24 protein-coding genes are annotated in these 22,995 nt (G+C 71.5%); 8 read left to right on the plus strand and 16 right to left on the minus strand.

Annotated elements, in window-relative coordinates:
* On the minus strand, positions 1-1,267 hold a 1,267-nt coding region (locus tag E1295_RS29375), incomplete at its 3' end, for an NHL repeat-containing protein (RefSeq protein WP_220448946.1).
* A 106-nt stretch (positions 1,268-1,373) separates the two neighbouring features.
* The gene (locus E1295_RS29380; RefSeq protein ID WP_132634819.1) at positions 1,374-1,775 is read right to left on the minus strand and encodes a YbaB/EbfC family nucleoid-associated protein; all 402 of its coding nucleotides are present in this window, start codon (positions 1,773-1,775) and stop codon (positions 1,374-1,376) included.
* Between the two features lie 216 nt (positions 1,776-1,991).
* On the opposite strand from E1295_RS29380, the gene E1295_RS29385 reads away from it, so the two are divergent.
* Both E1295_RS29385 and E1295_RS29390 read left to right on the plus strand, forming a co-directional pair.
* Positions 1,992-4,037, plus strand: a complete 2,046-nt coding sequence (locus E1295_RS29385; RefSeq protein WP_132634821.1) for a LysM peptidoglycan-binding domain-containing protein — start codon at positions 1,992-1,994, stop codon at positions 4,035-4,037.
* Positions 4,038-4,123: 86 nt separating this feature from the next.
* Positions 4,124-4,861, plus strand: a complete 738-nt coding sequence (locus E1295_RS29390) for a hypothetical protein (protein ID WP_132634823.1) — start codon at positions 4,124-4,126, stop codon at positions 4,859-4,861.
* 19 nt (positions 4,862-4,880) lie between these two features.
* On the opposite strand, the gene E1295_RS29395 is transcribed toward E1295_RS29390, so the two are convergent.
* The gene (locus E1295_RS29395) at positions 4,881-5,630 is read right to left on the minus strand and encodes a class I SAM-dependent methyltransferase (RefSeq protein WP_132634825.1); all 750 of its coding nucleotides are present in this window, start codon (positions 5,628-5,630) and stop codon (positions 4,881-4,883) included.
* Between the two features lie 117 nt (positions 5,631-5,747).
* Between E1295_RS29395 and E1295_RS29400 the strand changes: the two genes are divergently transcribed.
* Both E1295_RS29400 and E1295_RS29405 read left to right on the plus strand, forming a co-directional pair.
* Positions 5,748-7,070, plus strand: a complete 1,323-nt coding sequence (locus E1295_RS29400) for a serine hydrolase domain-containing protein (RefSeq protein ID WP_246080487.1) — start codon at positions 5,748-5,750, stop codon at positions 7,068-7,070.
* A 186-nt stretch (positions 7,071-7,256) separates the two neighbouring features.
* Positions 7,257-7,673 (plus strand): hypothetical protein, encoded by a 417-nt coding sequence (locus tag E1295_RS29405; RefSeq protein WP_132634827.1) that lies wholly within the window; start codon positions 7,257-7,259, stop codon positions 7,671-7,673.
* A gap of 47 nt (positions 7,674-7,720) precedes the next feature.
* On the opposite strand, the gene E1295_RS29410 is transcribed toward E1295_RS29405, so the two are convergent.
* The 6 genes from E1295_RS29410 to E1295_RS49050 all read right to left on the minus strand — a co-directional run bounded on the left by E1295_RS29410 (position 7,721) and on the right by E1295_RS49050 (position 12,144).
* Positions 7,721-8,491: an alpha/beta fold hydrolase gene (locus E1295_RS29410; RefSeq protein ID WP_132634829.1), complete on the minus strand. Its 771-nt coding sequence runs from the start codon at positions 8,489-8,491 to the stop codon at positions 7,721-7,723.
* A 5-nt stretch (positions 8,492-8,496) separates the two neighbouring features.
* Positions 8,497-9,774: an RNA polymerase sigma factor gene (locus E1295_RS29415; protein ID WP_132634831.1), complete on the minus strand. Its 1,278-nt coding sequence runs from the start codon at positions 9,772-9,774 to the stop codon at positions 8,497-8,499.
* The gene (locus tag E1295_RS29420; RefSeq protein ID WP_132634833.1) at positions 9,771-10,103 is read right to left on the minus strand and encodes a YciI family protein; all 333 of its coding nucleotides are present in this window, start codon (positions 10,101-10,103) and stop codon (positions 9,771-9,773) included. The genes E1295_RS29415 and E1295_RS29420 overlap by 4 nt, the downstream gene beginning before the upstream one ends.
* Before the next feature lie 140 nt (positions 10,104-10,243).
* Positions 10,244-10,411, minus strand: a complete 168-nt coding sequence (locus E1295_RS52245) for a hypothetical protein (RefSeq protein ID WP_342775918.1) — start codon at positions 10,409-10,411, stop codon at positions 10,244-10,246.
* 165 nt (positions 10,412-10,576) lie between these two features.
* Positions 10,577-11,902, minus strand: coding sequence for an LLM class flavin-dependent oxidoreductase (locus E1295_RS29430; protein ID WP_220448948.1), 1,326 nt, complete (start codon positions 11,900-11,902; stop codon positions 10,577-10,579).
* A complete protein-coding gene (locus tag E1295_RS49050) occupies positions 11,899-12,144 on the minus strand; it encodes a hypothetical protein (RefSeq protein ID WP_166427460.1) in 246 nt (81 codons plus the stop codon). The genes E1295_RS29430 and E1295_RS49050 overlap by 4 nt, the downstream gene beginning before the upstream one ends.
* A gap of 234 nt (positions 12,145-12,378) precedes the next feature.
* Between E1295_RS49050 and E1295_RS29440 the strand changes: the two genes are divergently transcribed.
* Positions 12,379-12,711: a putative quinol monooxygenase gene (locus E1295_RS29440; RefSeq protein ID WP_132634837.1), complete on the plus strand. Its 333-nt coding sequence runs from the start codon at positions 12,379-12,381 to the stop codon at positions 12,709-12,711.
* Between the two features lie 62 nt (positions 12,712-12,773).
* On the opposite strand, the gene E1295_RS29445 is transcribed toward E1295_RS29440, so the two are convergent.
* The 5 genes from E1295_RS29445 to E1295_RS29465 form a co-directional block, all read right to left on the minus strand.
* The gene (locus E1295_RS29445; RefSeq protein WP_132634839.1) at positions 12,774-14,096 is read right to left on the minus strand and encodes an MFS transporter; all 1,323 of its coding nucleotides are present in this window, start codon (positions 14,094-14,096) and stop codon (positions 12,774-12,776) included.
* Positions 14,097-14,206: 110 nt separating this feature from the next.
* Positions 14,207-15,046 carry an SDR family NAD(P)-dependent oxidoreductase gene (locus E1295_RS29450; protein ID WP_220448949.1) on the minus strand — a complete coding sequence of 280 codons (840 nt, stop codon included), beginning with the start codon at positions 15,044-15,046 and terminating at the stop codon, positions 14,207-14,209.
* Positions 15,047-15,073: 27 nt separating this feature from the next.
* Positions 15,074-16,183 carry a hypothetical protein gene (locus tag E1295_RS29455; protein WP_132634841.1) on the minus strand — a complete coding sequence of 370 codons (1,110 nt, stop codon included), beginning with the start codon at positions 16,181-16,183 and terminating at the stop codon, positions 15,074-15,076.
* Positions 16,180-16,719 (minus strand): UGSC family (seleno)protein, encoded by a 540-nt coding sequence (locus tag E1295_RS29460; RefSeq protein ID WP_132634843.1) that lies wholly within the window; start codon positions 16,717-16,719, stop codon positions 16,180-16,182. Before E1295_RS29460 ends, E1295_RS29455 begins: the two co-directional genes overlap by 4 nt.
* Positions 16,720-16,754: 35 nt before the next feature.
* On the minus strand, positions 16,755-16,997 hold the full coding sequence (locus E1295_RS29465; RefSeq protein ID WP_132634845.1) for a hypothetical protein: 243 nt from the start codon (positions 16,995-16,997) through the stop codon (positions 16,755-16,757).
* Positions 16,998-17,301: 304 nt separating this feature from the next.
* Between E1295_RS29465 and E1295_RS29470 the strand changes: the two genes are divergently transcribed.
* Positions 17,302-18,156, plus strand: a complete 855-nt coding sequence (locus tag E1295_RS29470; RefSeq protein WP_220448950.1) for an IclR family transcriptional regulator — start codon at positions 17,302-17,304, stop codon at positions 18,154-18,156.
* A gap of 71 nt (positions 18,157-18,227) precedes the next feature.
* Here the strand turns inward: E1295_RS29470 and E1295_RS29475 are convergent, their stop codons facing one another.
* Together E1295_RS29475 and E1295_RS29480 are read right to left on the minus strand one after the other, a co-directional pair.
* Complete coding sequence (locus E1295_RS29475) at positions 18,228-19,070, minus strand: SDR family NAD(P)-dependent oxidoreductase (protein WP_220448951.1); 843 nt, start codon at positions 19,068-19,070, stop codon at positions 18,228-18,230.
* Between the two features lie 31 nt (positions 19,071-19,101).
* Entirely contained in the window at positions 19,102-20,391 is a 1,290-nt protein-coding gene (locus tag E1295_RS29480; protein ID WP_132634847.1) for a phenylacetate--CoA ligase family protein, read from the minus strand.
* A gap of 325 nt (positions 20,392-20,716) precedes the next feature.
* On the opposite strand from E1295_RS29480, the gene E1295_RS29485 reads away from it, so the two are divergent.
* A complete protein-coding gene (locus E1295_RS29485; RefSeq protein WP_132634849.1) occupies positions 20,717-21,832 on the plus strand; it encodes a zinc-dependent alcohol dehydrogenase in 1,116 nt (371 codons plus the stop codon).
* A 17-nt stretch (positions 21,833-21,849) separates the two neighbouring features.
* Complete coding sequence (locus E1295_RS29490) at positions 21,850-22,854, plus strand: amidohydrolase family protein (RefSeq protein WP_132634851.1); 1,005 nt, start codon at positions 21,850-21,852, stop codon at positions 22,852-22,854.
* Positions 22,855-22,995: the final 141 nt, after the last annotated feature.

A 22,995-nucleotide genomic window follows, 5' to 3' on the forward strand; every position in this document is an offset into this window, starting at 1 on the left:
GGGTCGGGGTGGCGGTGACGGTCACGGTCGCCTGCGCGGTCCCCGACGTGGTCGGGACGGACGTCGGCGTGCCCGTGGGCTGCTCGGCCCGCCTGGTCGGCTGTGCCTTCGTGGGCGTGTAGGTGGGGATCGGCAGCGGCGTGGGCGTGTCCTTCTGGCCGAGCGCCTCGTCGTACTTGCCGACCCGGCGGCCGCTGCCGTCCTTCTCGATGACCAGGGCGGTCTCGCTGAACTGGTCGTTCACCCAGAGCAGCCCGTCCTTGACGAACACCTCCAGCGGGCCGGCCTTGCCCGTGACGACCTTCTCAGGCTCGAACTTCCTGGCCACGGTGTCGTACACGATGAGCCGGCCCGTGCTCTCGTCCGGGATGTAGATGCGCCGGCCGAGCGCCTGCGGTGGGCCGAGCTTGCCGCCCTTCACCGCGACGGTCGTGAGGGCGCCGCTGGAGGTGTTCACCAGGACGAGCGCGCCCTGCGCGGGCGCGAGGACGGGCACGATGTCGCTCTCGGCCACGGCGGGCACCAGCAGGCCGCCGGTGCCCGCGTCGGTGACGGTGCTGGGCAGGCTCACCTGGAGCCGGGTGCCGGTGGAGCCGATCACCATGGCGGAGGCGGCGGCGGAGTTGGTGACCAGCGGCACGCCGTTCGCGATCGTCAGCGTGAGCGGGTCGCCCGGCTCGCCGACCGTCACGGCCTTGCCCTTCTGCGCGCCGTTGACCTGGACGAGCGTGCCCTCCTCGGGGACGGGCACCCAGAGCGTGCCGTTCTTGTCGATGCCCGCCTGCCCGAGCGGCGGCTTCAACGTGACGGGAGTGCCGACGGCGGCCACGGTGAGCGGGTCGAGCTGCTGGACGGTGCCGCCGCGCGGGTCGACGGCGTACGCCTTGCCGGCGGCCATCACGACCTCGGTCCCTGCGGCGCTCAGCTTGCCGGTCTGGGCGACCTCCAGCTGGGTGGCGTCGATGCGGCTGACCTTGCCCGTGCTCTCGTCGACGACGAGCACGTTGGAACCGTCCTGCACCACCTTGAGCGCGTCGCCCTCGGCGGAGGCGAGGTCGACCCGGCCGTCCACCTGCCCGGACAGGCCGTTGGCGTGCACGACCTCGCCGTTGAGCGCGCTGGCCAGCCAGGCCCCCACGTCGGAGAGCTCCGGCCGGGCGCTCGACACTCCCGTGCCCAGGAACAGGCCGGCACCCACCAGCACGGCGACGATCGCGGACGCGACGACTCCCGCCGCGCGCCGCCCTGCAGCGCTACGCCACCTCAAGGCCACTTGTTCACATCCCGCGAGAGTCCGCACATACGTGTCCGCGGACACATTAGGGGCGGGGTCACGCCGGGCTCCGTCCCTTCAAACAACCTGGAAATGTCGCTCAGCGGGTGTCGCGCTGCCCATCCCCCAGGGCGCGCAGTTGTTCCTCCATCGACGCCTCGTACGACTCCAGCAGATCGCTGAAGTGGTCGTCGGGCAGGTCACCGCCGAGCCCGCCCGCCATGACCGCCTCCACCTTCCGCGCCACGTCGTCCTGGGCCTCCTGCGCGGCCCGCAACATGGCCTCGGCCAGCCGCCGGCTGTCCATGCGCATGGCGCGCGGCGCGAGCTCGACCTCCGTCAGGCGGCCCGAGGGGCCGACCGTCACGCGCACCTGGCCGTCCGCCGCCACGCCGTGGCCGACCGCCACGTCGATCTCGCTCCTCAGCTCTTCGACTCGGGCGAGCATCTCCTCCGCCCGCGCGGTGATGCGTTCCAGGTCCTCGGGGTCGAAGTCGTTCAACGTACCTCCCGGCTCTTTGCGGGGAGAGTACGGCGGGCGGACTCCACTTCGGAAAAAGTTGAAGGGTGTAAGAATTCGTTGCGTTTACCTCCACACCAATGGCACATTTCCCCCGAGTGGCCGGCAGTAAAAACGCCGCATCCGAGCGGCGTGCGCACACCTGCTCCAGATGTCAGGACGCCGCGCGTCTCAGGTCCTCCGGGGAGAGGTGTTCATGTGAGTCAAGGGTTCGTGTCCATCGGCCCCGGCGGTCTCGAGGAGCTCCACAAGGCAGGCAAGGCGTGCGCCGACACGGCCGCCGCGCTGTCCGGGATCCTGCGCGACTTCCAGGCCGGTGCCGCCCCTGACGTGGACACGTACGACCTCATCGAGGAGGGCGCCGCCGAGTTCGCCAAGGGCTACGAGGCGTTCTTCAACGGCCTGTCGTCGGCCCTGTGGCAGCGCGAGACGATCATGCGGCAGCTCGAGGAGGGGCTGCGGGCGGGCGCGGTCGCCTACGACGCGGCCGACAGCGGGCGATCCGGGGCGCCGCCGGCGTCCAGGGCCGTGGAGCCGCCGTCGCCCGGCACGGTGTCGATCATCTGGAACGCCACCCTGGACATGCTCGGGATGGGCGGCGCGTACGAGGAGCGGCTCGCCCAGATGCGCGAGAGCTGCCTGGCCACCGCGCAGAACCTCAGAAGCGTCCACGACACGCACATCTCCGCGATCGAGGCGCACGTCCAGCGGGCGGGCTGGAGCGGCGACGCCGCCGACGCCTTCCGCGAGACCTGGCGCACCCGCGTGAACCCGCCCGACGGGAACGCGGAGACGCCGAGCCTCGCGGCCCTGGCCGCGAGGAGCGACGAGGCGGCCGCGATCGTGGACAACGCGATCAAGGCCACGCAGGAGACCAAGAAGTACGTCACCCTGCTCCTGGCCAGTCTCGGCGTGGCCGCCGGGGCCGGCGCGGCGCTGAGCATGGGCGCGAAGGCCATCAACAGGCTGGCGGCGCGGCAGGCCCTCGGGAGGGTGGCGCTCCTGCTGTCCGGCCGCCACGCCAAGCTCGGCGCCATGCTCCTGCGCGTCGCCGAGAAACTGGCGTTCCGCTCGGGCGCGCGGCTCCTGGGCGCCAAGGAGGCGGGGCGCGCGGCGCTGTCGGCGTACGTGAAGAACTCCGCGCTCGTGGCGGGCACCAACTACGTCAACTCCGGCCTGGCCAACACCCTCAGAGGAAGGGAGGACCCGTGGGCGGTGAACGTCAAGATGGCCGGGACCCTCGCGGGCCTGTCGGTCCTCGGCGGAGGGGTCGGCTTCGTGAAGGGCCTGGCCCCCGTGGCGCGGCTCGCGCAGAACCATCCGATGGCGTTCGCCGTCGGGCTCGAAGGGGCGCTCAACGCGGGCGCCAGCACCGGCCTCAGCCTGCTGTACGACGGCAAGCCGCTGGGGGCGGCGCTGAAGGACGGCCTGACCGTCGGCGCCGTCAGTGCGATCTTCGGCGGCGGCTACGCACGTCTCCTGCGTGACAAGACCGGGCTGCGGCACCACGCCTTCCACAAGGCGGACAAGTGGGATCTGAAGCTGTCGGCGGCGGACCCGTCAAAGCCGCTGACGCCGATGAACGCGCGCTTCACCCCGCGCCACCTCTTCTCCTGGATGGACCCGGCCAAGCACGGGTACGTGCCGGTGGTGGGGAGGGGCGTGAGCGACCCCACGACCGTCTGGGCGCCGAGGAACAGCCTGTCGGCCAGGGTGCGGGAGTTCCAGGTGTGGAACCCTCAGCAGGCGCTGAACAAGATCAGCACCTGGCCCAAGGTCACGCAGGCGCCCGCGCAGGGGCTGGTGAACTTCGGCTCCAAGCCGGTCAGCACCTTCCTCGACGGCTCGCCGTTCGTGAAGGGCCGCCTGCTGGGTCTCCTGCCCGGAACGATCTCCTACGGCCTCGTGCCGCGCGGCCAGGTCGACACGCCGGACCTGTCCGTCCCCGAGCACGACGACTGGACGTCCAGTGCTCCCGAGCCGCCGCCGGAGCAGACCGTCCCCGAGCCGCCGGAGCAGACCGTGCCCGAGCCGCCGCCCACGCTGGGCGGCGGGGAGCGCGTCGTGGCGCCCGGCGACACGCTGGGCCACATCGCCGTGGACGAGTACGGCGACCCGGGCCACGCGCAGACCGTCTACGAGGCGAACGACGACATCGACGGCATCACCCCCGACCACATCGAACCCGGATGGCGGCTCGACATCCCCGAGATCCCCACCGGCGAACGGCCTCCAGAACCGTAGGCGCACGGCGCCGCCGCTCCGCTTTGACAGTTAGCCGTTTGTTGAAGTGGGACCTCCTGTCAGGAACGACCGTTAACCTCGGGCGAATGTTCTCCGCTATCAGGAAGTCCGCGATGGCCGTGGCGGCGCTGACCATGGTGTTCGTCGCCGGCGCCGCGCCCGCCAACGCCGCCGGTCTGGGCACGTACGGCGATTTCTCCCGCATGTTCGACAAGAGCGCCGGCCAGTTCTGGTCGGGCTCGTGGCGCAACCAGTGGGCATGGGAGCCGAAGGGCGGCAACGTCTCGCACATCCGGTGGGGCGACCCGGCCAAGTGGCCGCCGGCCAACTACGAAAAGTTCCAGCGCGTCGGCGACTGGGTGAAGCTCGACGGCTACGGCAACAACGAAGGCATGCTCAAGCAGCGCGTCACCAAGGAGCAGATCGGCGACGTCAACTGCAAGAACATGAAGCCGCTGCTGTCGCTCGACGGCAAGCAGCACTACGTGAAGTGGACCATCCAGCCGGAGGCGTACTGTCTCGAGGCCTGGGGGAAGATCCTCATCCCCGGTGGCACCGACGTGGACTTCTACCACAAGCAGGTGTGGTTCCCGCCGTCCGGGCCCACCTGCGCCAACAAGTACTTCAAGGGCCGGACCTGCATCAAGCAGTTCGAGATCTGGAAGGACAACAACCGGGGCAACGGCGACGTCGGCGGGCCTCTGGAACTGCGGCACAAGCGGGACAACATCTTCGCCAAGGGCATGGGGCCGGCGTTCATCATCCACAACTACTTCCCGAACGACGGCTGGCAGGCCGAACTGCGCCAGGCCTGGACCTACTGACCCCCTCCCGATCCGGCGGTCAGCCCGGGCGGCGGGCGACCAGGGCGAAGCGGTGGGCGGTCGCCCCCAGCGGGCGGCCGCGCTCCATCTCCTCGTGCAGGGCGCGCAGCCTGTCGCCGTGGTCGTGCACATCGAAGCCGGGCACCTGCCACGGGATGATCCGCAGGTACAACACGAGCGCGCCCACGTCGCCGATCGTGACCGGGTAGCCGGCCTCCCGCCGCCAGGTGACATCGAGGCCCGCGCCGGTCAGCCCGGCGACCGCCATGTCCAGGTTCCAGTGCGCGTCCTCGTGCGGGGGCCCGCCCAGCGCCGCATTGATCTCCTCCAGGTCGCGCCCCCCGACCTGCTGAGTGACGAACGTGCCTCCCGGAGCCAGCAGGCGGCGGACCTCGTGCGGATCGTACGCCTCGTGCCGGTTGACGATCAGCTGGAACGCCCCGGGGGGGAGCGGTAGCGCCCCGTCCCCGCCGGCCGCCACCACCTCGACGCCCAGCGGCTCCAGGCGGCGGCGGGCGACCGGCACGTTCGGCGGGTGCCCTTCGGTCGCCACCGTGCGCGGCGGCAGCGGGGCCAGCGACGCCAGCAGTTCGCCGCCTCCCGTGCCGAGGTCGAGCAGCGAAGCCGTGCCGGGCAGCCGCTCGCGCACCATGCCCTCGTAGTCCCACGGCAGGTCGCCTGTCGCCGTCATACGCCCGTCGAACACGGCGAAGTCCCAGCCCTCGAACGGCGTGGCCAGCGCCTCCCGGATCAGCTCGTCGTAGCCCATACCGCGATCATCCCCGCTCCCCCGTCTCCGCGCCTGCCGTCAACCACCCCGCGTCCCGTGGAGGGAGAGTCAGGGCCGATGTCATGGCGTCGGGATGACGTGTGTCATATCGAGGCGGTGACTCCGCTGACTGCCGACCACCTGCCCGGATACATCAAGATATTGGCCATGATCTCCCCTCGCATGCGACACACCAGGCGGCTGGCCGCCGCAGCCGCGCTGCTCACCACGGCGACCCTGATGGCCCCGGGCACCGCCGCGGCCGCTCAGGATCCCGTGGTGCTCGACCGGCAGGCGCTGCAGCAGACGCTGGACGCCGCACACAAGGCGGGGATGTACGGCATGCTCTCGACGGTCCGCGACGGGAACCGTACGTGGCAGGGCTCCACCGGTGTCGCCGACGTGACGACCAAGCGGCCGATGCACCCGAGGATGACGCACCGGGTCGGCAGCATCTCCAAGACGTTCGCGTCCGTGGCCGTGCTGCAGCAGGTGGCGCGCGGCACCATCGAGCTGGACGCCCCCATCGGCCGCTACCTGCCCGACCTCGTTCCGGGCGAGCGCGGCAAGAAGATCACCGTACGGATGTTGCTCAACCACACCAGCCACATCGCCGACTACATCGCTCCGGCGTTCCCCTCGCTGCTGGAGGGCAGGACCAGCAGCCTGGACGAGCACCGGTTCCGTAAGATCAAGCCGGCGGAGCTGGTGAAGATGGGCCTGGAGGGAACCCCGACGGGCGAGCCCGGCGCGACACCCGGCTCCTACTCCAACACCAACTACGTGATCATCGGCCTGCTCCTGGAGAAGGTCACCGGCGAGAACGCCGAGCGCCACATCACCCGCAACGTGATCCGCAAGGCTGGCCTGCGGCACACGTCCTACCCGCGCACGCCCCGCATCCCCGGGTCCCACTCGAAGGCGTACGAGTCGTGGTACGGGCTGATCGACCCGCCGCGCGACTACAGCGTCTACGACATGTCGTACGTGCGCACGGCCGGCGACGTCGTGTCCACGATGGACGACCTCAACCGGTTCTACCGGGAGCTGCTGCGCGGACGGCTGATCGGCGCGAAGCAGCTGGCCGAGATGCAGACGACGGTGCCCGTGAACGTGGGCGGCGGATACCTGCACTACGGCCTCGGCCTCTACGCCGCCGACCTGCAGTGTGGCCGGTTCTGGGGGCACGACGGAGCCGTCTTCGGCATGGGTGCGCAGTCGCTGTCCAGCCCCGACGGCAAGCGCCAGATCTCGTTCGGGATGAACCTGATGAAGTACCAGCGCATCGGCGACGACGGCCAGCTGGAGCCGAGCGAGATCGACAACGCGATGGGCAACCATCTGGTCCTGGCGTTGTGCGGGAAGGGCGGCGCGACCGCGAAGGCGGAGCAGAAGCCGTTCGTGCCCTTCCCGACGGGCCGGACGACCGTCAAGCGCTGACCAGCCGGAAGGCCGGCCTGTCGCCATGTTCCGCCCCTCCGGGGGCGGCATGCGCAAGGTGCTCGATATGTGGACTTCTCCACATACGCGCTGTGTGTGGATTTGTCCACAGATGATCGCGGCAAGTCTCCGTAATGTCCCTGGTGTGCCGGGAACGACCGGCACACCGACACGGGGAGGAACCCAATGCGTAAGACCCTTGCGATCGCGGCCCTGGCCGGCTCGATGGCCGTCACCGGCATCGCTCTCACCCCCGCCGCCCAGGCGGCCACGCAGTCCACCGCGTCGACCACCGCTACCGCCTCCTACGGCGGCAGCTGGGGCAAGTTCTTCTCCAGCGACCACAAGGCGTACACGTTCGGGAAGACCTGGAAGAAGCACGGCAAGGTCCACACGAAGTGGTACGGCGTCGACAAGCGCGGCGGCAAGAAGGCCTGGGTCTGGTTCGAGGTCTACCAGAACGGCCACTGGAAGAAGTTCAACAAGGCCTGGGACGGCAAGGTCGTCGGCAGCTGGAGCGGGCGGGGCATCAAGAAGGCCTACACGTTCACCTGCTGGGCGGGCAAGTTCGACAACTGCGGCCGCAAGTACCGCATCTTCTAGACCTCCGTCCCCGAGGCCCGGCGGACACCCGCCGGGCCTCGGCCGTGTCAGGACAGGAACGAGCGCAGGTGCGGGACCAGCGCCTCCCACGAGACGTTGTGGTCCTGCCCCTGGAGCACCGTGTGCCGCGGGAACGGCAGGAGGTCCGTCAACGCCTCTGCCGCGGCAAGGCTCCACGAGCCCGTCCTGGACCCGGTCATGATCAGCGTGGGCGCCTTGACGTCGGAGAGCCCGGCCGGCGGGCGGCCGTCACCCATGATCGCGGCGTCGTGGGCGAGGGTCGGCGCGATCGCCTCCATCGACGCCCACATGGGCGCCTGCCGCATCTGGGCGATCACGCCCGGCGGCAGTCCCACGGAGCTCATGAAGAGGGCCATGGCGTCACCGCGGCGGCCTTCGGCCAGGCAGCCGGCCAGCTCGGCGGCGTACGCGCGGGCCCGCTCCGGCGCACCGGGGTCGAGCTGGAACGGCGGCTCCCACAGGGCGAGCCGGGTGATCGGCACCCCCTCGGCCGCCGCGCGCAGCGCCAGCACCGCGCCGGACGAGTTGCCGAACACCGCCGCCGAGCCGCCCGACACGACGATCACCGCGGCGAGGTCCTCGATCTCGCGCCGCACGTCGTACGGCGGGGTGTCGCCGCTGTCGCCGCGCCCCCGCCGGTCGTAGTTGACGACCGTGTGCCCGTCCGCCAGCAACTCGGCCAGCGGCGCGTGCACGCCTCTCGCGCAGGAGGCGCCGCTCACCAGGACGACCGGGCTGCCCGAGCCCAGCCGGTCGAGAACGATCTCGGTTCCGTCGGCGGAACGTGTCGAGATCATGGTCATCACCCTTTCCCGTGGTCCGTTTCGCCCTTCCCACGAACGGCGGGCGCCCCGGCGGACACCTCTCCGGGAGAAATCTCGGCGAGACGGCGGGCGAGATAGCGGCGTTCCGGCTCGGTCGGGGCCAGCGGCAGGGCCTCGCGGTAGGCGTCGGCCGCCTCGGCGCGGCGTCCCAGGCGGCGCAGCAGGTCGGCTCTGGTGGCGGGCAGCAGGTGGTAGCCGCTCAGCTCGGGCGCGAGCGCCTCGACGAGGGCCAGCCCGCGCGCCGGCTCGCCCATCCCCACGGCCACCGCCCGGTTCAGCCGGACGACCGGGGACGGCACGAGCGCCTCCAGCCGGCCGTAGAGCGCCGCGATCTCGTCCCACGGCGTGCGCTCGAAGGAGCCGGCGGTCGCGTGGCAGGCGGCGATCGCCGCCTGGACCTGGTACGGGCCCGCCCGGCCCTGCCGCAGCGCCTCCTCCAGCATGGTGACCGCCTCGCCGATCCGCTCGTGCTCCCACAGGGAACGGTCCTGCTCCTCCAGCGGCACGAGCTCATTCGCGTCGAGCCGGGCCGGGCGGCGGGCGTCGTGCAGCACCATCAACGCCAGGAGGCCGGCCGCCTCCGGCTCGCCGGGCAGCAACGAGACCAGTGTGCGCCCCAGCCTGATCGCCTCGTCGGACAGGCTCCGCCGGATCAGGTCGTCGCCGGCGGCGGCCGCGTACCCCTCGTTGAACAGCAGGTAGAGCACGCCCAGCACCGTGGCGAGCCGGCCGGGCAGCTCCGCGGCGTCCGGCACCCGGAAGGGGATGCCCGAGTCGCGGATTCTGGCCTTGGCCCGCGTGAGCCGCTTGGACATCGTGGCCTCGGGAACGAGGAAAGCGCGGGCAATCTCGGCGGTGCTCAGCCCGGCCAGGGTGCGCAGCGTCAGCGCCACCCGCGACTCGAACGGCAGCGCGGGATGGCAGCTGGTGAAGAGGAGCCGCAGCCGGTCGTCGCCGAAGCCGCCGTCGCCGTCCCCCGGCCGCGCGGGCCCGGCAGCCGCCAGCTCGCGCAGCTTGGCCGCGCCCACGGCGGCCCTGCGGAGCCGGTCGACCGCCCGGTTGCGGGCGGTGGTGGTGAGCCAGGCGCCGGGTCCCGGCGGCACACCGTCGGCGGGCCAGCGCTGCAGCGCCTGGGCGAAGGCGTCCTGGGCGCACTCCTCCGCCAGGTCCCAGTCACCGGTCATCCGGATGAGCGTCGCAACGATCTGCCCCCATTCCTCCCGGAACAGCCCGTCGACCGTCTCCCGGACGTTCACGGCAGCAGCGCTCGCACCTCGATCGTGCCGTGCCGCGCGACGGGATGGGTCGTGGCGGCTTCGAGCGCCTGCTCCCTGGTGGCGCACTCGATCAGGCTGAACCCGGCCACGACCTCCTTCGCCTCGACGAACGGGCCGTCGGTGAGCAGGACCTCGCCGTCACGCGCCCGGACCGTCGTGGCCTGCGCCGGCGCCTCCAGACCGCCGGTCTGCACCAGCCGGCCGCCCTGCGCCTCGGCCCACGCCTTGCAGTCGGGCAGGAAGTCGGGATCGGCCAGCATCGCCTCGTGGGCCTGCTGATCTCCGCAGACGAGCAACAGGAACTTCATGCTCCGAGCCTAGGCCCCGCGCGCACCGCGGAAACGGTCGGTGACCTCGACGGGCCGGACCGCCCTAGCCCAGGTGGAAGCGCGGAAGGGACCGGCCGCCCCGGTCGGAGGCGGGGCGGCCGGGTGCTCCAGGGTGCGGTTCAGGTTGGGAGCGTCCCTTCCTTGAGTGCCCCGGCGACCTGGGGCGCGACCCGGTCGGCCCACGGCGCCAGCACCTCGTCCAGCGCCGGGATCTGCGATTCGAGCACCACCAGCCCGGGGCTGGGCACGGCCGCGCCCAGCTCCACGAGCAGCGGCCGCAGGTGCACCGGCGTGCGAGCCGGGGGCGAGCAGGTGGGGGCCGAGCGCGGACAGGTCGACCACCTCGTCGCGCCCGTCACCGCCGAGCCGCCGGGAGATCGCCCCGGCGACCTCCGTGGCCACGGCGAGGGTCCTGGAGCCCGCCCGCGGGTTGCCCGACAACGCGACGACGCTCATGGGGCCACCGCCGCCTCGCGGCGCGCGTGCGGGGACGGCGGCCTGGCCAGGCCGTAGTTCTCGCGCAGCGTACGGCCTTCGTACTCGTGACGGAACAGGCCCCTGACGCGCAGCTCCGGCACCACGTGGTCGACGAAGTCGGACAGGCCGCTGGGCAGGAGCGGCGGCATGATGTTGAACCCGTCGGCCGCGCCGGCGAAGAACCATTCCTGCAGCTCGTCGGCGATCTGCTCGGGCGTGCCCGCCACGACGCGGTGGCCGCGCCCGCCGGCCAGGCGGGCGATCAGCTGCCTGACCGTGAGGCGGTCGCGCCTGGCCAGGTCGACGACGAGCCTGCGGCGGCTCTGCGCGCCCTCGTTCTCGGGGGGCACGTCGGGCAGCGGCTCGTCCAGGGTGTCCTCGGTGAGCTCCAGCCCGGTCATGTGGGACAGTTGTGCCAGCCCGTACACCGGGATGATGAGGTCCTCCAGCTCCTTCTCCAGCCGCAGCGCCTCGCGCTCGGTCGAGCCGATGATCGGCGAGATCCCGGGCAGGACCAGCAGATCCTCGTGCCGCCTCCCGTGGGCGGCCAGGCGCCGCTTGAGGTCGGCGTAGAAGTGCTGCGCCTCCCGGAGCGTCTGCTGCGCGGTGAAGACCGCCTCGGCGTGGCGGGCGGCGAACGCCTTGCCGTCCTCCGACGAGCCGGCCTGCACCAGGAGCGGATGGCCCTGTGGCGGGCGCGAAATGTTGAGGGGGCCGCGGACCGCGAAGTGCGCGCCGACGTGCTCGATCACATGGATCTTGCCGGTGTCGGCGTAGTGGCCGCCCGTGCGGTCGTGCAGGACGGCGTCGTCCTCCCAGCTGTGCCACAGTTCCCTGACGACGTGCAGGAACTCGTCGGCCCTGGCGTAGCGCTCGGCGTGCGGCGGGCGTCGCACGCCGAAGGTGCGGGCCTCGGGTTCACCGGCGGAGGTGACGATGTTCCAGCCGGCCCGGCCCCCGCTGATGTGGTCGAGCGAGGCGAACTTGCGGGCCACGTGGAAGGGCTCGTTGTACGTCGTCGACACGGTGGCGATGAGGCCGATGTGGGTGGTGACGGAGGCCAGCGCCGACAGCAGCGTGAGAGGTTCGAGGCGGTCGAGCGCGTTGTGCCGAACGTTGCCGAGGGCCAGTCCGTCGGCGAGGAAGAGCGAGTCGAGCCCGCCGCGCTCGGCGATCGTGGCCAGTTCCTGGTAGTGGCGGACGTCGGTGAGGCGGGCCGGCTCGGTGCGGGGGTGGCGCCAGGCGGCCTCGTGGTGGCCGACGCCCATGAGGAAGGCGTTAAGGTGCAGCTTGCGGGTCACCTCGCCCTCCACCCGTCCTGCTCGTCGAGCTCCGCGAACCCCCCGAGCTCGCGGAGCTCGACGACGGCCGCGAGTTCGGCCTCGTCGTCCGGCAGGTCGTACCAGTGCACGTCGCCGGGGAACTGGAGGGTGTGCTCGGTCTGGTCGGCCATGGGTGCTCGCGCCTTTCGTTCCTGTGGCCGCTCCGCGAGGCCGGCTCCGGCGTCCGGCCGGCCGCCCTGGGCGGTTCTGCGTTTGATCACGATGGTTCCTCTGGAGAGACGAGAGGTGGGGCGGTGGTACGTGATCAGCGACACTGCGCGCTGGCGACGTGGCAGAAGTCCACGTGCGGGCGGCGGGTCAGATGAAGGCCCTGGCTCATGCCATCGAAGGTACGATCCGGCACTCCCAAAGTCAATATTCCCTACTTGCTATGACTGAAATAGAGCAGCCGATAGACTCGGACCAGTGGCGCCGCCGACCGGGAGAGCACTCAGATGATCTTCATTACCGCCAAGTTCCGCGTCCTGCCTGAGCACGCCGACCGCTGGCCGGAGATCACCGCGGAGTTCACCGAGGCGACCCGCGCCGAGCCCGGCTGCCTGTGGTTCGACTGGTCACGCAGCCTCGACGACCCCACCGAATATGTCCTGGTCGAGGCGTTCCGCGACGACGAGGCCGGGGCGGCGCACGTGGGCTCCGACCATTTCCGCAAGGCCCGGCAGACGCTGCCGCCCCACCTCGCCGAGACCCCGCGCATCGTCAACACGACGGTCCCGCAGAACGACTGGTCCGAGCTCGGAGAGATGGCCGTGCCCTCCCACGACTGACCCGGCCGCGCGGGGCGAGGGCCGGTGCCCCTCGCACCCGCGCGGCGGATCGTGCACCCTGGCTAGAGCTCCGGTGCCACGGCCGGGGTGCCGACCTTCTTCTCCGGATCCCGCGACGGCGCGGTGTACCGGATGCCGCTCACGGCCACCAGGCTCACCGCGCCCAGCACGGTGAGGAACACGGCGACCGGCGTGGACGAGCCGAACGCGGCGTACAGAGCGGGGAAGGCCGGGGTGACGGCGCCGGCGACCGTGCCGCCCGCGGCGTAGGCGATGGAAATGCCGCTGTAGCGGACCTTGAGGTCGAACATCTCGCTGAACAGGCCGCCCTGCGCGCCGGCCATGATGCCCTGCACCACCGCCGCCACCAGGAACGCGATCAGCGCCGGCATGACCTCGCCGGTGTTGACCATCGCGAACATCGGCACCGGCCACACCACCGCGGTGATCGCGCCGGCGATGTAGAGCCGCTTGGCGCCGTACCGGTCGGACAACATCGCGGACACGACGATCGCGAGGATCCACACCGAGGTCGACGCGAGGATCAGCGTGAGCAGCGTGTTGCGCTCGAAGCCGGCCACCTGGGTCCCGTAGGTCAGCATGTACACGGTCACGGCGTAGCCCACCGCGGGCGGCGCGATCGCGGCCAGACCGCCCAGGATGAGGTTGCGCGGGTGCTGTCGCAGCAGATCGGCGAAGGGCACCTTGCTGATCGAGCGCTCTTTCTTCGCCTTGGCGAACGCGGGCGTCTCCGACAGGCGCAGGCGTACGACGAAGCCGACGATGACCAGCGCCGCGCTCAGCAGGAACGGGATGCGCCAGCCGTAGGAGAAGAACGCCTCGTCGTCCATGCCGGCGACGGCCAGGAACGCCAGGTTGGAGGTCAGCACACCGACCGGGACCCCGAACTGGGCGAAACTCCCATAAACCGCGCGACGGTGTGGTGCGGCGTTCTCCGTGGAGATGAGCAGCGCGCCGCCCCACTCACCGGACACGCCGAAGCTCTGGACGAGACGGAGCGAGACCAGCAGCAGCGGCGCTCCGATGCCGATCGCCGCGTACGTCGGCAACGTCCCGATGAGGAAAGTGGACCCACCGGTCAGGATCAGCGTGAGCACGAGCATCGACTTGCGGCCGATCCTGTCGCCGAAGTGCCCGATGACCGCGGCACCCAGCGGCCGGACCAGGAATCCGGCGGCGAACGCCGACAACGACGCGAGCGTGGCGGCCTCGGGCGACGCGTCCGGGAAGAACAGCCGGGGGAACACCAGCGCGGCGGCCGTGCCGAAGATGAAGTAGTCGTACCACTCGATCGACGTGCCGATGAAGCTGGCAGCGAAGAGCCCTTTGATCGATGGAGGCTTGGACGTGCCGTTGTGGGTCATGGGTGGCACTCCTCAGAGCGGGGGTGGATGTCGGCGGTTTGCGGAGTTGTAGGGACCGTATTTCGTGCGGGTGCCGCAGATCGTGGGTCATCTGCGGCACCTGGACTACGTCATCTGTCGCGGTCGCGGCCGTCAGGGGCCGCGACGGGCGGCGGCCGGCGCGCGGGCCCGCCGTCGACGTCGAGGAGGTGCCCGGAGATCCACCGCGCCCGGTCGCTGAGCAGGAACAGCGCGGCGTGGGCGACGTCCCAGGCGGTGCCCTCGGTCATGAGCGCGGTGCTCTCGCGCCGCACCGCGCGCGCCTCCTCGGGCATGTTGGCGGCGGCGAACGACCCCCAGATCATGCCGACCCGCACGCCGTTGACCCGGATGCCGCGCGGCCCGAGCGTGGCCGCGGCGCCCTCGGTCAGGTTCTCCAGCCCCGCCTTGGCCAGCGAGTACACCATCCCGGGCCCGCCCGCCCGCACGGTCACCGAGGAGATGTTCACGATCGAGCCGCCACGCGGCAGCACGGGGACGGCGTGCCGGGTGACCTGCCAGGCGGAGGTGAGGTTGACCGTCATCAGTTCGGCGAACCGGTCAGGCGTGACCTCGAACAACCCCGCGGGATCGCCCGAGGCGACGTTGTTCACCAGGGCGTCGAGCCCGCCGAGGCGGGCCGCCGCCTCGGCGACCGCTTCGGCGCACGCCCGGTCGGAGGTCACGTCGGCGACCACGGCCACCGCCTCGCCGCCGTCCTCGCCGATCAGCTTCACGGTACGGCCGGCGGCGGCCGCGTCCCGGTCGAGCACCGCGACGCGCGCGCCGTGCGCGGCGAGCACCCGGGCGACGGCGTAGCCGACGCCGGGCAGGGCCCCGTTCTGCCCGGCCCCGGTGACCAGGGCGGCGCGGCCCGCCATCCACCGGGCTCCGGCGCCGGCGAACGGATCAGCCAGCGGATCGTCGGACATGAGCTCCTCCCCTTTCACGCGGCCCTGTCACGCGCCTCCGGGACCTCGCGAAGGGCGCGGGGCCTCGCCGTCGCGGGGTGGTTCGACCCTGGCCGAGATGCCGGACCAGTTGGAGAACACCCGGACCACCATGGAGATCCCGGCGTTGCGGGCCCCCGCCACGACGATCGGCAGGTTCTTGGGCGCGCCGTCGGCGAAGTAGCGGTGGAAGGCGCCGGGCTCGCCGTCGTCGCCCTGGCGCCGGACGTTGCCGTGCACGTGGTTCTTGCCGGCTCCGGCCAGGTCGGCCTCGGACCGCCCGCAGCGCTCGATCAGCCAGTCGCGCACGTCGGCCTTGCTCATCCCGGCCGCGGCCAGCATCTGCGCGTGCTCCGGGCAGAAGACCACGCCGGCGCTGGCGTGGCGGAAGATCCAGCTACCGGTACGCGAGATCGTGTCGGCGAAGTCGCCGAGCAGCGCCTCGGGGTCGTCGGTGTGCCGGTTGTCCACGAACTCGCTGGTCCTGAGCAGGGTCGTGGAGACGGCGTCGACGCCGGCGGCCACCCCGCCGTCCACCGAGAGCGGCTCCCACGGGCTCTCCTCCTCGTTCTCGGCGACGCACATCGCCCACCGTCCGGGGATGCCCTGGGTCGCCTGCTCCAGCACGTGCGGCACCACGCCCAGTCCGTTGCGCACGATCAGCCCGATCGCCCTGGCCACGGTGGCGTTGGCGCGGAAGCCGGGCCCGAACACGCCGCCGGTGGCGTTGAAGCCGAGCCGCCGGCGTACCGGGCCGTTGACCACGATCAGCGGCGCGGGGCCGCTGGTGCTCTGCCAGCCGCCGCCCACGGTGGAGCGTTCGGCCATCAGCGCGTCCCAGGCGGCCAGCACCACCGGGAAGTACTCGGGCCGGCAGCCCGCCATCACCGCGTTGATGGCGGCCAGCTCGACCGAGACCTCCCGTTTGAGGTGGTCGAGCCGGCCGATGACCTCGTCGGCGGGCCGTGCCGTGGTCGCGAGGAAGGCGTCGACCAGCTCGCGCGTCGCCGGCACGACGGGCAGGCCGTCGGTCCAGCCCCGGTCGTACATGTACTCGATGGACCGGTGCGCGCCGTCCAGCGGGTCGGTGACCTGGGCGTCGAGGGTGCCGCCGGTCATCGGACGGGCTCGCAGACCCGGGCGGCCACGTGGGAGACCAGCCGGGTGGCGCGTTCGGCGATCTGCTCCGCGTCGAGCACGGCCACCGGGTGCGGGGTCAGCAGGATCTCGAAGTTCTCGTCGCCGTGCACGCCGGCCATCGCCCGCGCGGTCACCTCGAACGCGTCACTGACGATCACCGCGGCCGGGACGCCCGCCCGTTCGAAGGCGATGCCGTCGGCCGCCGCCGACGCGCTGCAGGACCCGCAGTCGCCCACGCCGGTGATCACCACGTCGCTGACGGCGGCGATCTCCTTGAGCATCGGCTCGTCCACCGGGAAGGCGACATGCGGCTTGGTGCGCTGGATCGTCACCACCGCGCCGTAACGGTCACGGAGCAGGTCGCCGAGCTCGGTCAGCAACTGCGCGGCGTTCCGCTTGGTGTTGTTCAGCAATCCGACGCGGGCGCCGGCCAGGCTCGGCACCCTCCTCGCGGACACCGCCACGTTGGCGGGCCGTACCGACAGGCCGGTCGGGTCAAGGATCCGGTCGAACATCCCTCAAGCACCTCTTCTCGGCTCGTGGCCCCTCATCAGATGTGGTTCGCCGGAGCGGCGTCGCCGGGGTAGGAGAGCCGGATGCCGTCGGGCCCCACGCCGAGGATCGGCGCCAGCATGCTCACCATCATGTTCTTGGGGACCAGGCAGTCGGGGCAGCTTCCGGCTCCGGCGGTGATCCGCACGTCGAAGACGGGGCCGGCCTCCTCGACGGTCAGCCGGTAGCCGTCGACGGCCAGGGTGGACCGGATCTGCTCCAGGCGTGTTTCGTCGCGCATCTTCGCCTCACTCGGTGATCGGGCCGCGGGAAACGTCCGGCGGGGTGACCGGGTGCGACTACGGCCCTGCTCAGAGCAATGTAGACCGTGGCGTCTCAGATGAAATCGCGACTTTCGTGACATGGAAGGGCTAGTTGCATTTCGTCCGTATGCCCTGTTTGCCGTTCGACAGGGAAGCCCCCTTTCCGTCCAGCGGAAGGAATTTTCGCCTAATTAGGGCTACTATCGAAAGGCTGTCCGTTTATGTAGCCTGGTTAACGCCCACGTAACCTAGGTCACGTAATACGGACAGGCAGGTGAATTGGTGACTGTCCTGGCAGACAAGTCTCTCGAACCCCATCGCCTGACATCGGCCCAGCGCGTGCTCTCCATTCTCGGCGTCTTCGACACCGAGAACCTGGCGCTGTCCCTCAGCGACATCAGCCGCAGGACCGGCCTCACTCTCAGCACGACCCATCGGCTGCTCAACGAACTACGCCGCTGGGGCGCGCTGTCCCGGCACAGCGACGGCAAGTACAGCATCGGCCTGCGCATCCTGGAGCTCGGCACCCTGGCGCCGCAGGGCGGCCAGCTGCGGGAGATCGCGCTGCCGTACCTGCACGACCTGCAGCACGCCACCCGGGGCAACATCCACCTCGGCGTGCCGGAAGGGCACGACGTCATCTACGTCGAGTCGTTGCGCGCCCGCGACACCGTCCGCGTGCCGAGCCGGCTCGGCGGGCGCTGGCCCATGCACGCGACCGGCACCGGGCTGGTGCTGCTCGCCCACTCCTCCCAGAAGTTCCAGGAGGAGGTGCTCGCCTCCAAGCTGCGCCGCTACACCGACCACACGCTCACCGACCCCGACGCGCTGCGGCACTTCCTGGCCGAGGTGCGCAAGTCGGGCGTCGCCATCGTGCAGAGCCAGCTCACCTACGACGCCATGGCCGTCGCCGTCCCCATCCGCGGCCCCCGCGACCGCGTCGTCGCCGCGGTCGGCATCACCGTGCCGCTCGGCTCGCCGTCCCCGCACTCCCTGGTGCCCGCGCTCGCCGCGACCTCCCGCAGCATCTCGCGCGCGCTCGGAGCGCCCTCGGCCGTCACCGACGCCGGTGTGCCACGCCAGAGCGCGCACTGGACGGTGCGCGAGGTGAAGTACTCCAGTCCCGCGGGCCGCTGAGCGCCCGCCTCACGCGAACGCGCCGGGACCGGCCCGCTCCCCTGACGCGGGCCGATCCCGTACGCGGCCGATCACGCCCCCATCGGCACGGAGGTGATCGGCTCGGCCGGGTAGCGGTGCGGAGGACCGCCCTCGACCGGGAGGATGTGCCCGGAGATCCACCGGGCACGGTCGCTCAGCAGGAACAACGCGGCGTGGGCGATGTCCCAGGAGGTCCCCTCGGTCTTCAAGGAGGTGCCCTCGCGGCGCTGTTCGCGCATCTCCTGGGTCATGGAGCCCTTCGCGGCGAACGCCCCGTAGATCGCGCCGACCGCGATGCAGTTGACGCGGATGCCCTGCGGGCCGAGCGTGGTCGCCGCCCCCTCGGTCATGTTCTCCATGGCGGCCTTGGCCACGCAGTAGATCAGGCCGGGCCCGCGCCTGCGCGCCCCTACGGACGAGATGTTCACGATGGAGCTGCCGCGCGGCAGCACGGGGACGGCGTGCCGGGTGATCGACCACGCGGACTTGAGGTTGATGTCCATCAGCCGGTCGTAGTGCTCGGGGGTGGTGTCGAACAGCCCGCTCCGGTCGCCCGCCGCGACGTTGTTGACCACCGTGTCCAGCGCGCCCAGGTGGCCGGCCACCTCGGCGACCGCTCCCGCGCAGGCCCGGTCGTCGGTCACGTCGGCGATCACGGAGATCGCCTCACCGCCCTCCTCCGCGATCAGCTTCACCGTGCGCTCGGCGGCCTCCTCGTTCCTGTCGAGCACCGCCACCCGCGCGCCGTGCCTGGCCAGCACCCGGCAGATGGCGTATCCGACACCCGGGTAGGAGGTGTTCTGGCCGCCCCCGGTGACCAGCGCGGTGCGCCCGGTCATCCACCGGGGTCCCGCGTCGGCGAAGGGGTCGATCATCGGGTCGTCGTCTGACATTGCCTGCTCCTGTCTGGTGTGCTGCCCGCGCTCAACCGGCGATCCGGGTCAGGCGGGACTTCATCTCCGTACGCTCCAGCGAGCCCGGCGGCACGAGCACGACCGTCGCCCGCACGGTCAGCCGCGCCCTGATCAGCTCCTCGATCTCCTGCCGCAGCCGCTCCTGGTCGCACGGTTCCTCGCCGAGCTCCACGTCGACCCGCAGCGGCGGCTCCACCCGCGGTCCGGGGCCGGGCAGGACGACCTGGACCACGCCGTTCGTCCGGGGATGCAGGGTCTGCGCCAGATCGCGGATCGCCGTGGGGAACACGTTGACCCCCAGCACGATCAGCATGTCGTCGGTACGCCCCACACACCGGATGAGCGGCGCGCCGTCGCCGGCCAGCCCGGTCACCAGCACCCGGTCCCGCGTACGGAACCGGACGAGCGGGCAGCACTCGCGGTCCACCGAGGTGTAGACGAGCTCGCCCGTGGCGCCCGGCTCGGGATCGATCGGCTCCCCCGAGTCCGGGTCGACGAGCTCCACCACCACGTGGCGGCCACCGGTGAAGCGCATGCCGCCGGCGCCCGGAGGTTCGGCGAACAGCACCGGAGCCATGTCCGCGTTGCCCAGGCCCTCGGTGACGCGGGCGCCCCACTCCTCCTCCATGCGCTGCTGGAACGCGGGCTCGCCGCCGCCGGGCTCGCCGCCCACGAAGATCTTGGTGATGCCGAACTCCTTGGGGTCGCGCCCCAGCCTGCGTACGTACTCGGCCAGGTAGCGCACGTACGAGGGGGTGGCGTGCAGCGCGGTGACGCCCAGGGAGTCCAGCGCCTGCACCGCCTTGTCCGACGCCCCGGTGCCGACGGGGACCATCGTGCAGCCGATGCGTTCCAGCGCGTCCCTGATCGGCAGCCCGCCCACGAACAACGTCAGCCCCGAGCCGTGCAGCACGACGTCCTCGCGCCGCGCGCCCATGGTCATGAACGCGCGGGCCACCATTTCCGTCCACGCCTCGGAGTCACGCCTGGTCACGCCCACCCAGCTCGGCCTGCCTGTCGTGCCGGTGGAGGCGTGGACGCGGATCACGTCGACCATGTCCACGCCCGCGTGCCGCCCGAGCGGGGGCGAGACGACCTGGGAGTCGCGCAGCAGTTGCTTGTCCGTGAAGGGCAGTTTGCGCAGGTCGTCGAGGGAGACCAGCGCCGCCGGGTCGACTCCGTGCCCGGCGAACAGGTCGGCGTAGAACGGAGAGCGCGCGGGCAGCCCGGCGAGCTGCGCGCGGAGCATCGCGGTGACGGTCTCTCGGTCCTCTGCCGCGACGAAGCCGGGTTTGATCACTGATCGTCCTTCCGGGGAAGTGGGAGTGCCGGTGCTCGGATGGGCGGCGGAAGCACTCACGGTGCCCCGCGCCACGAAGCCGTGGCGAAGCGGCCGCGGCGCATGAATCGGAGTCGAGGAGATGCCTTCGAGCGATGGTCAGCGGTGCTTCACTATGCCCAGCGGGCCGGATGACGGGCCACCTGACTTTCGCGTCGCGGAAAGCAAATGCCCGGCTGTGAACAGCGGGCATGTTTGCTTTCCGTGACGCGAAATCATCGTCGCATTCCCCTGCCGTCGCCGACATCCTGGCAGCGAAACCCGCCAGGAGAGAGGCCCGCATTCGATGGCAGACACGGTACGCGCGGCAGTGCAGATCGCCCCCAACACGATCGAGGTGCGCGAGTTCCCCCGTCCGGAGATCGGCGAGGACGACGGACTGCTGCGCGTGGAGGCCAACGGCATCTGCGGCAGCGACGTCGAGATCTTCAGGGGGCACCTCGGGTCGATGGACCAGGAGAACCCGACGCCGTTCGTGCCCGGCCACGAGCCGATGGGCATCGTCGAGGAGGTCGGCGAGCGGGCCGCCGAGCGGTGGGGCGTCAAGCCCGGCGACCGGGTGGCCGTGGAGATCATCATCCCGTGCCACGCCTGCCGCCGGTGCCTGACCGGGCACTACCAGTCGTGTCCCAACCGCAGGCCGGGCCACGGAGTGGCGTCGCTGGACGTGGCGCCGTCGCTGTGGGGCGGGTTCGCCGAGTACATGTACCTGTCGCCCCGCACGATCCTGCACCCCATCGATCCGGCCCTTCCCGCCGAGGTGGCCGCGATGTTCAACCCGCTCGGCGCGGGCGTGCGCTGGGCCTGTCATCTGGGCGGCGTGGGGCTCGGGGACACCTTGCTGGTGCTCGGGGCCGGGCAGCGCGGCCTGTCCGCGGTCATCGCGGCGCGGGCCGCCGGCGCCGGCACGATCATCGTGACCGGCCTGGAGGCGGACGCCCACAAGCTGGCCCTGGCCCGCGAGTTCGGCGCCGACCACACGATCGTCGTCGACGGCGAGCGGGCCGAGGACACCGTGGAGCGGGTACGCGAGATCACCGGCGGCGAGCTGGCCGACGTCGTGCTGGAGCTCACTCCCATGGCCGCGGGACCGGTCACGGACGCGCTGCTGTCGGCCCGGCACGGCGGCCGGGTGGTGCTGGCCGGGCTCAAGGGCCGCCGCGAGATCCCGCTGCGCACCGACCTGATCATCAACCGCGCCCTGACCGTGGTCGGCGCGTTCGGCGTGGACAACCGCGCCTACCGCGAGGCGATCGGCATCATCGAGTCGCGCCGCTATCCCCTGGAGAAGCTGCACACCCACTCCTTCGGGCTGGACGAGACCGTCCTCGCCATCGAGACCCTCGGCGGCGGCGTCCCGGGCGAGACCGCCGTGCACGTCTCGGTACACCCCAATTCCTGAGGTCTGCGAGGTTCGCCATGCTTGTCGACGCCCACGCCCACCTGCTGCCCCGCGACTACCCGGCCGACGCCCCCGGATGTTTCCCGCGCATGGAGCCGATCGACGGCGACACCGCGCGCCTGCTGCTGTTCGGCGCCACCCGGTTCCGCGCCCGCGAGGTGTTCTTCGACGCCGAGCGCCGCATCGAGGCGATGGACGCCTCCGGCGTGAGCGCCGAGGTGCTCACGCCCATGCCGCCGCTGCTCCGCTACGACCTGCCGCCCGCCGACGGGCTGTCGCTGGCCCGGCACGTCAACGAGTTCACCGCCACGCTGTGCGCCGCCGACCCCCGGCGGCTCGTCGGCTTCGGCATGGTGCCGATGCAGGACCCGGACGCCGCCGCCACCGAGCTCAAGGCGGTACGCGAGGCGGGCCTGCACGGCGTGGAGATCGCCTCCAACGTCCTGGGCGACTCCATCGGCGACGAACGTTTCCTGCCGTTCTTCGCCGAGGCGGCACGGCTCGACCTGCCGATCTTCGTCCACGCCATGCCCGCCCCCACCGACCGACTGCCCCGCTCCGCCATGGGCACGTACGTCGTGGGTCTGGAGGGCGCGCTGGCCGCCGCGTCGCTGATCACCGGTGGCACCGCCGCCGCCTGCCCGGACCTGCGGGTCTCCTTCAGCCACGCCGCGGGCGGTTTCCCGCTCATGCTCCCGCGCGCGCAGTACTTCTGGAGCGGCACCTGGAACGAGGAGCCGCCCGACCCCGAACGCGCGATCGCGCACAACGAGGGCCCCTCGCCGCTCGACCACGCCCGCCGCTTCTACTACGACTCGATGGTCTTCGACCGCCGCGCCCTGCGCTATCTCATCGACCTGCTCGGGCACGACCGGCTGCTCGTCGGCTCCGACTTCCCCGCCATGGAGCGCGAGGACCCGGCCGGGCGTACGCTGCGCTCCCTCGGCCTGCCCGAGGCCGTCCTGGCCGACATCGCGTGGCACAACGCCTACCGCTTCCTCGGCGTCGACCCGCCCCGATGAGCCGATCCGCGCTGGTCACGACGGCCGGGTCACGGCCACGCGAAAGCCTTTCGCAGGGCGAAAGGGCGGTGGCGGGCCGATATCGACCAGCGCATAGTGGCGTGACAGGAGTCACACCAGGTCGCGGCGATCCGCCGCGCG

The sequence above is a fragment of the Nonomuraea mesophila genome, assembly GCF_004352805.1.
GTDB lineage: Bacteria > Actinomycetota > Actinomycetes > Streptosporangiales > Streptosporangiaceae > Nonomuraea > Nonomuraea longispora.

Coding starts and splice junctions, on each gene's coding strand:
- E1295_RS29490 (WP_132634851.1), top strand. CDS start 21,850: ATGCTTGTCGACGCCCACGCCCACCTGCTGCCCCGCGACTACCCGGCC.
- E1295_RS29410 (WP_132634829.1), bottom strand. CDS start 8,491: ATGATCTCGACACGTTCCGCCGACGGAACCGAGATCGTTCTCGACCGG.
- E1295_RS29440 (WP_132634837.1), top strand. CDS start 12,379: ATGATCTTCATTACCGCCAAGTTCCGCGTCCTGCCTGAGCACGCCGAC.
- E1295_RS29395 (WP_132634825.1), bottom strand. CDS start 5,630: ATGGGCTACGACGAGCTGATCCGGGAGGCGCTGGCCACGCCGTTCGAG.
- E1295_RS29475 (WP_220448951.1), bottom strand. CDS start 19,070: ATGTCAGACGACGACCCGATGATCGACCCCTTCGCCGACGCGGGACCC.
- E1295_RS29460 (WP_132634843.1), bottom strand. CDS start 16,719: ATGTTCGACCGGATCCTTGACCCGACCGGCCTGTCGGTACGGCCCGCC.
- E1295_RS29445 (WP_132634839.1), bottom strand. CDS start 14,096: ATGACCCACAACGGCACGTCCAAGCCTCCATCGATCAAAGGGCTCTTC.
- E1295_RS29485 (WP_132634849.1), top strand. CDS start 20,717: ATGGCAGACACGGTACGCGCGGCAGTGCAGATCGCCCCCAACACGATC.
- E1295_RS29390 (WP_132634823.1), top strand. CDS start 4,124: ATGTTCTCCGCTATCAGGAAGTCCGCGATGGCCGTGGCGGCGCTGACC.
- E1295_RS29455 (WP_132634841.1), bottom strand. CDS start 16,183: ATGACCGGCGGCACCCTCGACGCCCAGGTCACCGACCCGCTGGACGGC.
- E1295_RS29450 (WP_220448949.1), bottom strand. CDS start 15,046: ATGTCCGACGATCCGCTGGCTGATCCGTTCGCCGGCGCCGGAGCCCGG.
- E1295_RS29405 (WP_132634827.1), top strand. CDS start 7,257: ATGCGTAAGACCCTTGCGATCGCGGCCCTGGCCGGCTCGATGGCCGTC.
- E1295_RS29465 (WP_132634845.1), bottom strand. CDS start 16,997: ATGCGCGACGAAACACGCCTGGAGCAGATCCGGTCCACCCTGGCCGTC.
- E1295_RS29420 (WP_132634833.1), bottom strand. CDS start 10,103: ATGAAGTTCCTGTTGCTCGTCTGCGGAGATCAGCAGGCCCACGAGGCG.